At 61.4% G+C, this 12,467-nt stretch carries 12 protein-coding genes; 9 read left to right on the top strand and 3 right to left on the bottom strand.

Annotated elements, in window-relative coordinates; genetic code table 11:
- Positions 1 to 36 precede the first annotated feature (36 nt).
- The 5 genes from ABD997_RS10100 (at position 37) to ABD997_RS10080 (ending at position 5,239) form a co-directional block, all read left to right on the top strand.
- Positions 37 to 645: an exonuclease domain-containing protein gene (locus ABD997_RS10100; RefSeq protein WP_345316889.1), complete on the top strand. Its 609-nt coding sequence runs from the start codon at positions 37 to 39 to the stop codon at positions 643 to 645.
- An 8-nt stretch (positions 646 to 653) separates the two neighbouring features.
- Entirely contained in the window at positions 654 to 1,631 is a 978-nt protein-coding gene (locus tag ABD997_RS10095) for a succinylglutamate desuccinylase/aspartoacylase family protein (protein ID WP_345316888.1), read from the top strand.
- 97 nt (positions 1,632 to 1,728) lie between these two features.
- Complete coding sequence (locus ABD997_RS10090) at positions 1,729 to 3,360, top strand: AAA family ATPase (RefSeq protein ID WP_345316887.1); 1,632 nt, start codon at positions 1,729 to 1,731, stop codon at positions 3,358 to 3,360.
- The gene (locus ABD997_RS10085; RefSeq protein ID WP_345316886.1) at positions 3,347 to 4,798 is read left to right on the top strand and encodes a VWA domain-containing protein; all 1,452 of its coding nucleotides are present in this window, start codon (positions 3,347 to 3,349) and stop codon (positions 4,796 to 4,798) included. The genes ABD997_RS10090 and ABD997_RS10085 overlap by 14 nt, the downstream gene beginning before the upstream one ends.
- 156 nt (positions 4,799 to 4,954) lie before the next feature.
- A complete protein-coding gene (locus ABD997_RS10080; protein ID WP_345316885.1) occupies positions 4,955 to 5,239 on the top strand; it encodes a YihD family protein in 285 nt (94 codons plus the stop codon).
- Positions 5,240 to 5,472: 233 nt separating this feature from the next.
- Here ABD997_RS10080 and ABD997_RS10075 read toward each other — a convergent pair whose 3' ends face one another.
- Positions 5,473 to 6,417 carry an SPFH domain-containing protein gene (locus tag ABD997_RS10075; protein ID WP_345316884.1) on the bottom strand — a complete coding sequence of 315 codons (945 nt, stop codon included), beginning with the start codon at positions 6,415 to 6,417 and terminating at the stop codon, positions 5,473 to 5,475.
- A 218-nt stretch (positions 6,418 to 6,635) separates the two neighbouring features.
- Between ABD997_RS10075 and ABD997_RS10070 the strand changes: the two genes are divergently transcribed.
- The 4 genes from ABD997_RS10070 (at position 6,636) to ABD997_RS10055 (ending at position 10,130) form a co-directional block, all read left to right on the top strand.
- Complete coding sequence (locus ABD997_RS10070) at positions 6,636 to 7,151, top strand: DUF2937 family protein (RefSeq protein ID WP_345316883.1); 516 nt, start codon at positions 6,636 to 6,638, stop codon at positions 7,149 to 7,151.
- 119 nt (positions 7,152 to 7,270) lie between these two features.
- Positions 7,271 to 7,765: a rhodanese-like domain-containing protein gene (locus ABD997_RS10065; protein ID WP_345316882.1), complete on the top strand. Its 495-nt coding sequence runs from the start codon at positions 7,271 to 7,273 to the stop codon at positions 7,763 to 7,765.
- Between the two features lie 106 nt (positions 7,766 to 7,871).
- Entirely contained in the window at positions 7,872 to 8,690 is an 819-nt protein-coding gene (locus ABD997_RS10060) for a DUF2797 domain-containing protein (RefSeq protein WP_345316881.1), read from the top strand.
- Positions 8,691 to 8,936: 246 nt separating this feature from the next.
- Complete coding sequence (locus tag ABD997_RS10055; protein WP_345316880.1) at positions 8,937 to 10,130, top strand: patatin-like phospholipase family protein; 1,194 nt, start codon at positions 8,937 to 8,939, stop codon at positions 10,128 to 10,130.
- Positions 10,131 to 10,321: 191 nt separating this feature from the next.
- On the opposite strand, the gene ABD997_RS10050 is transcribed toward ABD997_RS10055, so the two are convergent.
- Both ABD997_RS10050 and ABD997_RS10045 read right to left on the bottom strand, forming a co-directional pair.
- Entirely contained in the window at positions 10,322 to 10,846 is a 525-nt protein-coding gene (locus ABD997_RS10050; RefSeq protein ID WP_345316879.1) for a gluconokinase, read from the bottom strand.
- A 276-nt stretch (positions 10,847 to 11,122) separates the two neighbouring features.
- On the bottom strand, positions 11,123 to 12,121 hold the full coding sequence (locus ABD997_RS10045; protein WP_345316878.1) for a substrate-binding domain-containing protein: 999 nt from the start codon (positions 12,119 to 12,121) through the stop codon (positions 11,123 to 11,125).
- Positions 12,122 to 12,467 lie beyond the last annotated feature (346 nt).

The raw sequence follows: 12,467 nt of genomic DNA, 5'->3' as shown, positions 1-12,467 counted from the left end.
GGGGTGAGCCTGCTTTACGTCTGCAAAGAGGAACACATGGCCAAGCGGATCATCTGCATCGATACCGAACTCAGCTGCTGGGACGACCCGGAGTTTCAGCGCCAGCAAACCCAGGAGATCTTCCAGTTTGGCCTGGCGGAGATCGACGCCGAAAAGCTGACCGTCACCCGCACCGGCAGCTACTACGTTCGCAACCAGCGCCACGAGGTGAGTAAGTTCTGTTATCAGCTCACCGGGATCAGCCAGGCCACCCTGGACAAGCGAGGCTTGCCGCTGGAGCAGGTGACCCGGCTGCTGCGGGAGAAGTGGGGGGTCGGCCAGCGCTGGAACGCCCTGGTCACCTGGGGCGACGAACGGGCCTGGATGGAGCCGGATTTTGTTGCCAAGGGGGTGCCCTACCCCTTTCATAACGGCCTGATGAACCTCGCCGACTACTACCGATTCAGTTTCTGCCGCAGCAAGCGCGACCGTGCCGCCCAGCACTCGGTGGCCCAGGCCTACGGCGTCACTCCGGCCGAGCCACAGCACAACGCCGAAGCGGACGCCACCACCCTGGCACGGCTGGTGATCGCCATGATCCAGGCGGGCCACCTCTATCCCGCCCTGCGACCCAACCCAATCCATCCGAACTCTGACCCCGAATGAGGCCCTCTATGTCCTTTGAACAGGCACCGCTGATCGAGCGGCTCGAGCTCGACGCCCTCCCCGCCGGTCGCCATCCCTGCCGCTTCGCCCCGTTGCCGATGGCCAGCGGCCAGAGCTGGCAGATCCCGCTATTGATCCTCAAGGGCGGTCAGCCCGGTCCCCGACTCTGGGTGGTCGCCGGTACCCATGGCGATGAGCTTAACGGTATCGTCGCCGCCCAGCAGCTTGGCCGTGAGATCGACGCCGATGCCCTGTCCGGCTCACTGGTGATCCTGCCGGGGCTCAACCTGCCGGGGATCCAGGGCCACACCCGGGATTTCCTGCCGGCGGATCCGGACAGTTCCCCCGCCAACCTCAACCGCCTCTTTCCCGGCCGGGCCGATGGCAACAGCGCCGAACGCTACGTGGATGCCATCTGGCGTCACCTGCTTCAAGGCAACGCCGATCGGGTGCTGGATCTGCATACCCAGACCCGGGGCGCCGCCTACCCCCTCTACCTGTTCGCCGACTGTCGCATTAAGGAGGCGATCGCAATGGCGCGCACTTTCGGCGCCGATGCATTGCTGAACGACCCCGGTGATAAAGGGGTACTGGAGACCGAACTCAACCGTGCCGGGATCCCAACCATCACCGTCGAGGTGGGCAGCGGCAAGCGGCTGCAACCGGCGCTGATCCAGCGCACGGTCGAGGGGCTCCAGCGGGTGATGGTGTCCCTGAAGATGCTCTCTCCCCGGCCATTGCCGGCTCCGCAGACCCCGGTGGAGGGCAACAGCACCACCACCATCCGTGCCGAGTGCGGGGGGATGGCCCTACCCCAGGTGGCGCTGGGCCAACAGGTGCAGGCAGGGGCATTGCTGGCGATCCAGTACGACGCCTTTGGTGCCGAGTGCCGTCGCTATCATGCGCCCAAGGAAGGCTACGTCCTCAGTCTCAACGAGGATCCGCTGCGGGAACCTGGCAGTCTGCTGGTACGGCTGCTGCACTGAACCACAGCGGCCTCTGCCGTTTTATGGGCACCGGAACCTTGCCCACAGGGATCCCCAGGCAGTAGATTGGGGTTAAATGAATTGATGGTAATCAAAGATGTACGATGACAACCCCCGCCTGGCAACGCGGATCACTCGCCTGGTTGAGGCGCTCTCTACCGGCGTTTACGAGCGCGACCGCGCCTTCAAACTCTGTCTGCTGGCGGCCCTCACCGGTGAAAGCGTGTTCCTGCTTGGCCCGCCGGGCATCGGCAAATCCCTGGTAGCAAGGCGGATCATGCACGCCTTCGAGGAGAGCAGCGCCTTTGAATACCTGATGAACCGCTTCTCCACCCCGGAGGAGTTGTTCGGGCCCCTGTCGATCCAGGCCCTCAAGGATGAGGGGCGCTACGTGCGCCTGACCGAGGGCTACCTGCCGGAAGCCACCGTGGTGTTCCTGGATGAGATCTGGAAGGCGGGCCCGGCGATCCTCAACACCCTGCTCACCGTGGTCAATGAGAAGGTATACCGCAACGGCAACCAGACCCTCAAGGTGCCGATGCGTCTACTGATCACCGCCTCCAACGAGCTGCCGGAGGGGGACTCCAGCCTGGAGCCGCTCTACGATCGCATGCTGCTGCGGGTCTACGCCGACCGGGTCTCCCAGAAGCAGCACTTCAAGGTGATGGTGTCGGACCATGCCGACATGTATGCCGATCCGGTGCCCGATGGGTTGAAGATCACCGAATCGGAGTACGCCCAGTGGCAGCAGGGGGTACACCAGGTCTCCCTGCCGGAAAGCTGCTTCGAGAAGATCTACCAGCTCAAGCTGCTGGTCGAGGAGCGCCAGGAGGAGCACCCTGAGCTGGATCTCTACATCTCGGATCGACGCTGGAAAAAATCGGTGGCGCTGTTGAAGGCCAGCGCCTACTACAACGGCCGCATGGCGGTCTCCCCTACGGACATCCTTATCCTGCGCAACTGCCTGTGGCGGGACCTACCCACCCGTGAGCTGGTGCAGGCGGCAATGAGCCAGTATGCCAGGGAGCTGGCCTTCGAGCAGGGCGAGATGCGCCAGCAGTTACTGTTCCTACACGCCGAGCTGGACCGGCTCTCAGCCCAAAGGGCGGATGCACTGGTGCCCCGCACCGTCCGTACCGCTGCCCTTCGGGGGGAGCGCTACGAGCTGGATCTCAACGAAGCCACTCTGGTCAACCGGGCTGGGGTGGGCGAGATGGTGATCCTGCTGCCACTTACCGGCCAGCCCCCCCTGCACGCCGAGTTGGAGGAGCCCACCACTCAGGTGCGGATCTCGGCCACCGAGCTGCAGAAACGGATCGCCCAAGGGGGCGGCACGCTCCCGGGCTTCATCAATGATCACGACAACCGCAGCTACCCGCTGCGAGTCGCTCTGGACGCTCAGCAGCGGCTGGTCCTCAAGGACAACGCCAACCGGGAGCTGCTGGTCGGCGCCTTGGGGCCCTGGCCGGTAAGCCGTCTGACCCGCCAGGAGTGGCAGGAGAGCCTGGCGGGGCTAACCGTCCAGGTCCAACAACTGGAGCGACGACTGCTGGAACAGCGGGCACAGTTCAATCGCACCGTGCCCCACAACTTCCTCGACACCGACCTGACCGATATGGTGACGGAGAGCCTGGACCAGCTGGCGGAGCAGATGCTGACTCTGCGCCAGTCGATGGCAGATGCGGAGCGGCTGTGGCAGACCATCCAGAGCGCCTATGACGCCCAGTGAACGCACCCTGGGTGCGAAGCAGGTCGGTCTGCTGCGACGCCTGATCCAGCAGCGTCGACACCAAACCCGTGAACAGCTGGAGCAGCGCCAGCTACACCACCATACCGGCCTGGCCAGAGCGCTGGATGACGAGCTGGAACGCTGGGGCCAGCAGTTGGAGGCGGTGCTCAAGGGATTGCCCCTGCCCACCAAGGCCCGTACCGAGATCGGCCTACTGGAGACCGCCCGCAACCAGAGCGTCGAGCAGTTCCTGGAGGAGCTGGACGGGACGCGGCTGGTGCTGCTGGGCCACTCCCCCATGGCTGAAGAGCTCCCCCGCTTCGCCGAAGAGCTGCGCAGCCTGCCGCTGCATCAGCGGGAAGCTGCTAAGGCAGCGATGCTGGACCAGTGGCAGAGCAGCGTCGAGCAGCGCTACCTGGCTGACCAGCTGGCCCTGCTGGACAAGCAGCGGGAGCAGTTACTGGAAGACCTTTACCAGAGGTTGGAGGGCGCACAGGCACTGGGTGAGCTGATCCCGGTCCAGGCCACCGGTGAGGCGGGCCGACTCTGGGACATGGCGGATGTGGCGCTCTCAAACCGCCAGCGTCGGGATCTCAACCAGCTGGCCAACTGGCTCAGCCGCCAGGCGCAGATCCAGACCCTGGCCGAGCAACTGGGCAAGATGGCCCATGCCTCGGCCAGTGGGCGGGTACGCCGAGTCAAGGAGGCCAGCCCCAAACGGGAGGTGCGACCCAGTCCCCTGCCGGAGGAGGTGGTAGGCGTACAGCAGGGTAAAGATCTCGGCCGCTTGCTGGCGGTGGCGATGTCCCTGCTCTCCAGTGAGGAGTTGGAGCTGCTGTTCTACAAGCAGCTGATCGACGCCCAACTGCTGGTCTACCAGATGCGTGGCAAACAGCCGGTGGCGGGCAGGGTCAAGAACGTCTTTCGCGCCCGGCCCAGTGAGGCGCTGGAGAAAGGGGGGCCCTTCATCCTCTGCATCGATACCTCTGCATCCATGAGCGGCTACCCGGAGCGCTGTGCCAAGGCACTCGCCCTGGCCCTGGCGCGGGTGGCGGTTCAGGATGGGCGCGACTGCCGGATCCTGATCTTCTCCACCTCGGTAATCACCTTCGACCTGACCGGTAGCCACGGCCTGAGCCAACTCAGGGACTTCCTCGGCTACCAGTTCCATGGCGGCACGGATCCCGGCCCCTGCATCGACGAGGCCTGTGAGAGCCTGGACCAGGAGCTGTTTGCCAATGCCGACGTACTGATGGTGTCCGACTTCATCGCCCCCCGTTTTCAACCGGAGCGGCTGGCCAAGGTCGACGCCGCCCGAAACCGGGGCACCCGTTTTCATGCGGTGCCCCTCTCCCGCCATGGTAATCCCGCCCTACTGGCCCAGTTCGACCAGCAGTGGCCGCTGGAGACCGGCATGGCTCAGCGGTTTGGGCGCTAAGAGGAAACGGGAAAGGGATCCCCGCCATCTCGTTCGAAAATACCGATAGCCACAATCGCCAGCACAAAATCGCTGTATTTCGTGACCCAAGGCGGGGATAATTCCGCCCGAAAACCCATTCATAGGACAGGCCCACTTCGGGTTAGAGGAGTACCGATGTCTTGCCACCGTATTGATGAACTGATTGAACTGCTGGAACCTGTCTGGCAAAAGAACCAGGAACTGAACCTGGCCCAGATGCTGGTGAAGCTGGCTGGCGAGGCGGGGTTTGAGGGTGAACTGGCGGATCTCACCGACGATGTGCTGATCTACCACCTCAAGATGCAGCAGACCGGCGAGGGTAAGATGATCCCCGGTATCGCCAAGGATTACGTCGAGGACTACGACTGGAAAACCGCCATCCTCAAGGCCCGTGGTTTCGACGAGGACGAGATCAAGTAATAGGGGAAATAGGGGGCAGTAGCCTCTAAGAGCGGTTCCAAGAACCTAGAACCTAGAACCTAGAACCTAGAACCTAGAACCTAGAACCTAGAACCTAGAACCTAGAACCTAGCAACTAGGAACCAGGAACCAGGAACCAGGAACCAGGAACCAGGAACCAGGAACCAGGAACCAGAAACCAGAACCTAAGCACTGGAAAAACCCACTCTGGAGCCAGTGCCTAAGGGCATCGGCTACTGCCGCGCGGTGGCACCGTTCAGGTTCCAGAGCACCGACTGCCCCTCCCCCATCACCGTACTGGGCATCTGGCCATTCCACTGCTGCGCCTTGACGTAATCCACCAGCAGCTGGCTCTGCTGCAGAGCCTCAGCCTTCTTGCGCATCGATTCTGCCTCCGCCTGCCCCGTCATCCGTATCGCCTCGGCCTGGGCCTGGGCTTCGGTGATGATGGCGTAGGCCGCCCCGTCCGCCCGTGCCTTCTCCGCATCCCGCTGGGCTTCTGCGGTGTTCACCTCCCGCTGTGCCTCCAGCTTCTGCCGCTCCAGCTTGTGCATCTCTGCCGCCGCCAGGTTCTTCTCGGTCTGCTTGGTTTCGATGCTCTGCAGGTATTTCGCCGGCAACACCAAATTCTCGATCTGGACGCTGTCCAACTTCACCGGGAATTCGCTCATGGTGGCCAGCAGTTCCGCCTCGATGTCGGCAATCACCTGGCCCCGGGTCTGGATGATCTGTTCCGCCTTGTACTTGGCCAGTGCCTCCTTGGCGGCGCTGCGCAGACGCGGATCCAGGATCCGGGATTCAAACTGATCCAACCCACCGTAATTCTTGTAGAGCTCAAACGCCTCGGAACGGATCACCGTCCAGTTCACGGAAACCTCCGCATCCACCGGCATCTGCTCATGAGTGGCGGCCTTGAGACGCTCCAGATTTTTCCGGGTACGGATCTCCAACTCCTCCACCGAGTCGGCAAAGGGCAGCTTAAAGTGCAGACCCGGGTTCACCTGCACCTGCGCTTCACCAAAGCGCTTAACGATCCCAACATGGCCCTCATCGATGGTGTAGAAGGTGGCCGCCAACGGGATCAGAAGCAGCGGCAGGGGCAGCAGGCGCCAGAGCCAGACACGGCTTTGGGCCGCTTGCGGCAACTCAGCCAGGGAGGATTTCAGAGATTTAGTCATATCCAGTTCCTTTGGATGTTGATAGTTAAGAGTTTTTATTCAATCGCAAGTGAGTCATGCTAGGTAACAGGCGTCAATTCGACGGGTATCGCGGGAATCGACTGGCACGGTGCGAAAGCTCGACGCCATGGTGCCCTGCAACCCGCACCAAGACAACTTCCGAGTTGATTCCCAGTGCGGATTTAACTTTTGGACAAATCGAGCATGGAGAGCTTCGAATGATCAGCCAATATCTTCGCCTTACCCTCTTTGTTTGCACGGTATTGCTGGGCGTGCAGGTTCCTGGGCTGGTGGATCTCTACCAGCAACGCCTCTCCGCCCACCTGCTGGAGGCCCGTCAGGCCCTGCAGGGGTTCCAGCTCACCGCCGACCGTCACTTTGAGGGGGAGCTCCCGGCCCTGATCCGCCACTACCGGGAGAGCAGCGATCCGGTCTTTCGTCGTGATGGTGACACCATCGCCGAGATGGTGTTGCGGGTGCAGCAGTTAACGATGGAGAAGGCCTCCATGGCCAAGGGCCCTCTGGCCAGCGCCTGGCACCTGGTGTCCGGCGCCGATCCCGACCTGAGGGCAGCCACGCTGAACAACTACAGCTACCGGGTGATCCTCTCCCCACTGGCGATCGCCTGGGGTCTGGGCATCGCGTTGCTGCTGAGCCTTATCGTCGAGGGCGGTGGCCGAACCTGCCTCTGGTGCGCCCGTTCGCTGCGACGAAGCGGCCCGAAAGCGACCTGATCCTTGCTGTCGATCAAGGGCTCTTCCGGCCTCTCCGCTACAGTAATCTCAACGGCGTGTTTTCGCCCGTCGACAACATGAACCTCTTCCGCACCGAACGGTGCCACAAGGAGCACAGCATGGGTCATCTCACTTTCCTCTCCTGCCTTCGCGGCGTGATTGCCCTCAACGCAATCCTGTTCGGGGGACTGCTGAGCCTTCCGGCCACTGCCGCCCAGAGCGAAACACCGTCACCACAATCTGCCTACCTGAGCGAGGCCCGGGCCGGCGTTGAGACCGTCACGACGGAACAACTGCGAGCCGCCCTGACATCGTCGACACCACCACTGCTGCTGGATGTGCGCACCTTTACCGAACGTGAGCAGGGCAAAACCATCACCGAAAACGAGATCCATATTCCCCGGGGGTTCCTCGAGTTCAAGGCATGGGCCCAGCTACCGCAGGATAGGGAGATTGTGGTCTATTGCGCCACCGGAGGCCGCAGTGCCCTGGCGGTGCAGACCCTGAAGGCGATGGGCTGGACAGAGGTTAAGAGCCTGGAAGGGGGGATCACCGAGTTCTACCAGAGCCAGGGAGAGGATTGCGGCTGCATCGAACTGCCTTTCCAAGAGTAACTTCCCTCGGCCGGGCTAAGGGATCCTCACCACCAGCGGCGGGACGTCGTCCGCGTGCCTTGGTACACTGGCGCCTTTGCATCAACAGTTCCAGGGAGTGAACGCCATGCAAGGCACCCTTTCCAAGATGGCCGTAACCCTCGGCAGTGAGACCACCCCGGCCCAATATGCCCTGCGCATCGGTGATCAACTGATGCCGCTGAACGAGCGGATCGGCCAGCCGCTGACCCTACACTACAGCGGCAAGATCTATTGCGACGCCTGTGGCCGCAAAACCAGCAAGAGTTACTCCCAGGGACACTGCTTTCCCTGCATGAAGAAGCTGGCCCGCTGCGACATGTGCATCATGAAACCGGAAACCTGCCACTTCGCCGCGGGTACCTGCCGGGAGCCCGAGTGGGGCGAGCGCAACTGCATGATCCCGCATTACGTCTACCTGGCCAACACCTCCGGCCTGAAGGTGGGGATCACCCGCCACAGCCAGGTACCCACCCGCTGGCTGGACCAGGGCGCAACCCAGGCGCTGCCGATACTGCGGGTCGCCACCCGCCAGCTTTCCGGCCTGGTGGAGGTGGCGCTGGCACAACTGGTGGCGGATAAAACCAACTGGCGGGCGATGCTGAAGGGATCCGGCGAGCCACTGGTTCTCAAGGCGGAAGCGGCGCGACTGCTGCCGCTGATTGAGCAAACCCTAAAGGATCTCGGCCAGAGCCACGGCGTCGATGCCATCGAGCACCTGGATGAAGCCGTGGTCACCATCAACTACCCGGTGGACCAGTACCCCGGCAAGATCGCCTCCCACAACTTCGACAAACAGCCGGAGGTCAGCGGCGTCCTGCAGGGGATCAAGGGCCAGTACCTGATCTTCGATACCGGGGTGATCAATATCCGTAAATTTACCGGCTACGAGATCGAGGCATCCTGATCCCCCCGCCATGCGAAGACCCTGTCTTCGCATGGCTCTTCGCCGCCTCGCGCCTATCTGGAAAAGCGCATCTCACTGCTCAACCGTCGCGAGCTCACCCTATTCGACGCACCTTTCCCGCACTGGGCAAAAAAACACCAGCGCCTCATCATGTCTCCTGCTTTCCATCATCTATGCTTGGTGGGTCAAATCTGTTCATTTTGAATCGATTACCGACTCCCTACGCCATGATTTGGAGGAAACGCCATGCGCGCGCTGCTGCTTTTCTCTCTGGTGAGCCTGACGCTGCTTGGCTGCGCCAGCCACCCGGAAGAAACCAACGAACTGAGTAAAAAACACACGATGGAGCAGCGGGTCGATCTTGCCCAGCTTCGCAACGTTCGATTACACCCCGATGGCGTCGTACCGGAAGAACCCTATCGATTCTGGGAGGATGAACAGCCGACTTTCCTGCTGGGCGATGAACCTGGTGAACCCCGCCTGCGTCCGCAGGGCGAGCGGCTGACCGTCCTGGCCCTCTCGGGCGGTGGCGCTAACGGCGCTTACGGAGCCGGCGTGCTCAATGGTTTAAGCCACAACAATCAGCTCCCCACCTTCGATGTGGTGACCGGGATCAGCGCCGGGGCCTTGATTGCCCCCTTCGCCTTCCTTGGCGATGAGCGGCTGGATGAGCTGCACGAGGTGATGGTGGAGATCGACGATAAGACAATTCTGGGCAGAAAGAACTTCCTCCGCACCCTGTTTAAAGATGCCTTCACCTCCGGCAAGCAGATCCTGGCACTGGTCACGGAAACCTACCCCGAGGAGTTCATCGACGAGCTGGCCGAACAGCACCGCCTCGGGCGCCGCCTCTTTATCGGCACCACCCATATCGAAGCGGGCAGGCTGATCATCTGGAACATCGGCGCCATCGCCAACAGTGACCTGCCCAACCGCATTGAGCTGATTCACCAGATCCTCGCTGGCAGTGCGGCAATCCCCGGTGTCTTCCCGCCCCAGTTTATTCCGGTCTACCAGGATGGTCAGATACGGGAGGAGATGCATGTGGATGGGGGTGTCACTGCCCAGGTATTTTTTGACCCGTCCGGTTTCGGTTACGGACAGATCAGCGATTCTCTGGGGCTCTCTGAACGTCCCAAAGTCTACGTGGTACGCAACGGTTTCATCACCGTGCCCTACCAAAAGATCAAAGATTCCGGCGTGGAACTGCTCAAACGCACCGTGAGCAATATGATGGTGCAGCAAACGCAGGGCGACCTTTACCGGATCGGCTACTTCTCCGAGATCCTGGATTTTGAAATGGCCTATACCGCCATTGATGAGGATTTCTATATCGGCGAACACAAAAAGATGTTTGAGCCAGCGGCCCTGGAGCGGCTCTACCAATATGGCTACGACAAGGCTGTAAAGGGCAAAGTCTGGCAGACTCCGCCTCAGTGATCGCCCCGTTTCAATTTCAACGGCCTAAGCCGCCTGCCTGGTTTCCCTGTCGGAGCCAGGTTCCCTGGGCGTAAGTGTCATAAGCAGCAGCGCCGTCCCGGGCCTATTGGCAAGCTCAACAGCACCCGGGATCGGGCTCTGTTGAACGCCCCGGGGGCCGGGCTGAGAGAGGGTAAAGTCAGGGCGAGAGTTCAGACGGCCCCATTGATTACGGTGACGCAGCGTTCGACCACCGCATCAATGGGCACCTCGATACCGATGCGGTTCACATCCGGTTCCCCCTCCCCCGCCAGTTCCAATGTCTGGAACTGATTCTCCAGCAATGCCAGGGGCATGAAGTGCCCTTGGCGGGCCCGCATCCGATCCGCAATCAACTCAAAATCCCCATGGAGATGGAGGAAACGCACCTTGTCGTTTCCCTCCCGCAAGGTATCCCGGTAACACTTCTTGAGGGCGGAGCAGACCACCACCGCCACTTCGTTCTTACGCTCTACCGAAAACGCCACATCCCGGATCCGCTCCAGCCAGGGGGCACGGTCCTCGTCATTGAGCGGCTCCCCGGAGGCCATCTTGAGGATATTGGCCCTGGGATGGAGATCATCGCCATCGATAAACTTGGCGCCAAGACGGGCGGCCAGGCGCTCTCCCACTACCGATTTACCGGTACTGGAAACGCCCATGATGATAAAACTGCAGCCTGAATGGGGGTGTGACATGACCGAACTCCGGACTCCTGGCCAACAACGCTGCGCCTCGATTAGCAGCAGCAGGACGCCCGGATGTTACCGGTAACCATCCGCCCTGTAAATCCCCGACTGTGAAAAGCTGTGAACCCCGCGCTCCCCCGGAAAGAGGGCACAAATGCCTGCTGAAATTTGCGCCACTCAACAATCTGGTCCCGGAATTCGCACCAGGGTAACCACAATTAATAACTGGATTGAAAACCCGTTCATGTAACGGATAACAAAGTGCGGTGATCCCAGGGCAGAGGGTTAAAGGGTTCCCCCCAACGCCAACTCCACCGGCAGGATCTGCCGCTGTGGCGGCATCGCCTCGTCTTCCAGTGCCTCAAGCGTCAGCTGGGCAGCCCGAGCGCCAATCTCGAAACGGGGCGTCACCACCGACGCAATCTGGGGGCTCATCGCCTGGCCAAAGTCGAGGCCATGAAAACCGGCGACCCCAATCTGCTGCGGTACCGCGATCCCGCGACGCTGGCATTCGAAGATCACCCCCGCCGCCAGGTCATCGTTGGTACAGAACACACCATCACAATCAGGCCAGCGTGCCAGCAGTTGCCCCAGCAGGTTTGCCCCCATGCTGAAGCTGGAGTGCTCGGTGGTCTCCAGAGCTCTCGGTAACAACCCTTGAGCCTCCATCGCCGCCGCGTAGCCCTCCGCCCGCAGCCGGGTACGACGATCCTGACGGGCGCTAAGGTAGACGATACGGCGGTGTCCCCGGGCGATCATCGCGGTAACCATCTGCTCCGCGGCCAACCGGTTATCCACCCCCACCCCATGCTGAATCGGCGTTTCACTGCAATCCATCATCTCCACCACGGGGATGCCGGCGGTGGCGATCATCTTCAGGGTCCTCGGAGTGTGCGACTGCTCCGATAACAGCAGGGCATCGACGTGGTAGGAGAGTAGGGCTTCGACATGGCGTTGCTCCTGCTCGGCGTTGTAGCCGTAGTGCGCCAACATGGTCTGATAGCCCGCCGGGGCGGTCACCGACTCGATGCCGCGGATCACCTCCGCGAACACCTGGTTGGTCAGCGAGGGAACCAGCACTCCGATAGCCCGGCTGCGGGCATTGGAGAGGATCTCCGGTGCCCGACTGTGGATGTAGCCCAGGGCTTCCAGCGCCTCGGCGATCCGATCTCCGGTGGCCGAAGAGACCAGCCCGGGCTCCCGCAGGTAGCGACTGATGGTCATCTTGGTCAGGCCAACCCGGTCAGCCACATCTTGCAGTGTCGGTCTTTTTTTTCTTGTCATGACTCAACGGGTCCAGGGGCAATCAGCACGCCCCCCAAGGAGATGAATGTTCCTAAAAGCAGGTACTAAATTACTGTTCCGAATTGTGCTTCACCCTGCCGTTCGCGAAGGTAACCTGGTGTAGTCGAGCACCAAGCTCTTAGGAACTCGGTTCTAGGTCCTAGTTCCTAAGAACCGGAGCCAAGCCCAAGGAGCCTGAGCATTCACAAAAGTGGAGCATATTTAGGAACAGCCATATAGGGAAGCGCCTAGGTTCTAGGAACAGCAGCAAGTGCCGGCCCTCGCGCTTAGGGCCCAGGAACTAAGAATTTAGAACTCGGAGCTGATCTTAGCTCTTAGAACCTAG

It is taken from the genome of Ferrimonas gelatinilytica, assembly GCF_039544205.1.
In the GTDB taxonomy this organism is placed as follows: domain Bacteria; phylum Pseudomonadota; class Gammaproteobacteria; order Enterobacterales; family Shewanellaceae; genus Ferrimonas; species Ferrimonas gelatinilytica.
This window is presented reverse-complemented; position numbering and strand designations above follow the sequence as displayed.

Excerpts from the sequence above, each read along its gene's own strand:
- ABD997_RS10055 (WP_345316880.1), top strand. The coding sequence starts at position 8,937 with ATGCGCGCGCTGCTGCTTTTCTCTCTGGTGAGCCTGACGCTGCTTGGC.
- ABD997_RS10085 (WP_345316886.1), top strand. The coding sequence starts at position 3,347 with ATGACGCCCAGTGAACGCACCCTGGGTGCGAAGCAGGTCGGTCTGCTG.
- ABD997_RS10100 (WP_345316889.1), top strand. The coding sequence starts at position 37 with ATGGCCAAGCGGATCATCTGCATCGATACCGAACTCAGCTGCTGGGAC.
- ABD997_RS10070 (WP_345316883.1), top strand. The coding sequence starts at position 6,636 with ATGATCAGCCAATATCTTCGCCTTACCCTCTTTGTTTGCACGGTATTG.
- ABD997_RS10045 (WP_345316878.1), bottom strand. The coding sequence starts at position 12,121 with ATGACAAGAAAAAAAAGACCGACACTGCAAGATGTGGCTGACCGGGTT.
- ABD997_RS10060 (WP_345316881.1), top strand. The coding sequence starts at position 7,872 with ATGCAAGGCACCCTTTCCAAGATGGCCGTAACCCTCGGCAGTGAGACC.
- ABD997_RS10065 (WP_345316882.1), top strand. The coding sequence starts at position 7,271 with ATGGGTCATCTCACTTTCCTCTCCTGCCTTCGCGGCGTGATTGCCCTC.
- ABD997_RS10050 (WP_345316879.1), bottom strand. The coding sequence starts at position 10,846 with ATGTCACACCCCCATTCAGGCTGCAGTTTTATCATCATGGGCGTTTCC.
- ABD997_RS10090 (WP_345316887.1), top strand. The coding sequence starts at position 1,729 with ATGTACGATGACAACCCCCGCCTGGCAACGCGGATCACTCGCCTGGTT.
- ABD997_RS10075 (WP_345316884.1), bottom strand. The coding sequence starts at position 6,417 with ATGACTAAATCTCTGAAATCCTCCCTGGCTGAGTTGCCGCAAGCGGCC.
- ABD997_RS10080 (WP_345316885.1), top strand. The coding sequence starts at position 4,955 with ATGTCTTGCCACCGTATTGATGAACTGATTGAACTGCTGGAACCTGTC.
- ABD997_RS10095 (WP_345316888.1), top strand. The coding sequence starts at position 654 with ATGTCCTTTGAACAGGCACCGCTGATCGAGCGGCTCGAGCTCGACGCC.